This window comes from Salinicola sp. RZ23 (assembly GCF_003206675.1).
In the GTDB taxonomy this organism is placed as follows: Bacteria; Pseudomonadota; Gammaproteobacteria; order Pseudomonadales; family Halomonadaceae; genus Salinicola; species Salinicola endophyticus.
In genome coordinates this window covers 1-1,460 of the sequence record NZ_PZJK01000035.1, presented here as the reverse complement: position 1 = coordinate 1,460, position 1,460 = coordinate 1, and the positions used below count along the sequence as shown (strand labels likewise).

The following is a 1,460-nucleotide window of genomic DNA, read 5'->3' as shown; positions in this document are numbered from 1 at the left end:
ACTCGACAGCGTGACTCAGCAGAACGCCAGCATGGTGCAGCAGACCGCCACCGCCGCCGCCGCGCTGCAGCAGGAGTCGCAGCGCCTGGCCGAGACGGTGGGCGTGTTTACCCTGGATGACACGGGGGCTCACAAGCGCCCGGCGTTGAGCTGACCCGATGGAGGGCCGGGGCGTCTGCCCCGGCCATCACCTCTCTTTGTTGTAGCTCTCTCTTGTCAAACTATACCTAAAGTTTGCTCCAGCGACGGCGATATCTCATCAGGAAAGGCGCCGAGTGCGCCAGACGAGAACAGAACAACGAGAACGGCGCGCGCCGTTCGCTGGTGGCGCCTCCGGCGCTACCGTTTTCTCCGGGAACCCCTTATGCACTTCAAATCGATACGTACCTTGGTCACGCTGCTGGTGGGGGCGTGCATTGTCTTCGTGGTCGCGGCGCTGGTGGGTTACACCATCTACGCCAACACCCGCTCGCAGGCGCTGGTGGACAGCCGCACCGATGAGCTGCTGACCACCAGCATTCGCGAGCGCCTGAACGCGGTGGCCGGACGCGAGGCCGAACGCATCCAGGCGCGTCTCGATCACGCCCTGACCCTGGCGCACTCCCTCGCCAGCGCCAATGCGCTGATGGGCGCGGTCGATGACCAGGGCCAGCGTCGGTTCTCGCTGGGCCGCGACGAGCTCTCCAACCTGGTGCGCCAGACGATGGTCGACAATCCCGAGCTGCTCGATGCTTACATCGCCTGGGAGCCCAACGCCTTCGGCAGCGACGCCTACTATCAGGGGCGCGAGGACGCCGGCTATGCCAAGGATGGGCGCTTCATGCCGTTGTGGTATCGCACCGCCGACGGCAAGGTCGCGGTGACGCCGCTGGGCGACACCCTGGAGAGCACCAAGGTGATGCCGAGCGGGGCACGCGAGGGCGAGTACTATCTCTGCCCCAAGGAGACCCGCAAACCCTGCATCATCGATCCGGCGTCTTACGACCTCAACGGCAAGACGCTGATGTTGACCTCGTTCAACGTGCCGATCCTGGTCGATGGTGAGTTTCGCGGCGAGGCCGGGGTCGATCTCTCGGTCGACTTCATCCAGGACCTGCTGAAAGCTGCCAGCAGCACGCTCTACGATGGTGCCGGCGACTGGGCGCTGATCGCCCCGCGCGGCGGAATCACCGCCTATACCGACGACCCCAAGGCCATGGGCAAGAACGCCAGCGAGGTGTTCGATGCCGACGTCAATGCGCTGCTCGAACAGGCGCGCCAGGGGCAGCCTGAGCTGCGTGAGGAGGGCGGCCAGATCGAGATGGCGTGGCCGTTCCATGTCGGCCCGGCCGATGGCAAGCCCTGGATCGTGTTGATCCGCCTGCCCCATAGCGTGGCCATGGCCGGTATCAACGACCTGCAGCAGCAGCTCGCCGGCCAGCGCCATCAGGACACTCTGGCGATGCTCGCGGTGGGCGCCG

General features: G+C 65.7%; 1 protein-coding gene. It reads left to right on the top strand.

Annotated elements, in window-relative coordinates; translation table 11 throughout:
- Nucleotides 1–364: 364 nt before the first annotated feature.
- The coding region (locus tag DOM67_RS19715; RefSeq protein WP_198651886.1) for a cache domain-containing protein at nucleotides 365–1,460 on the top strand (1,096 nt) is incomplete at its 3' end.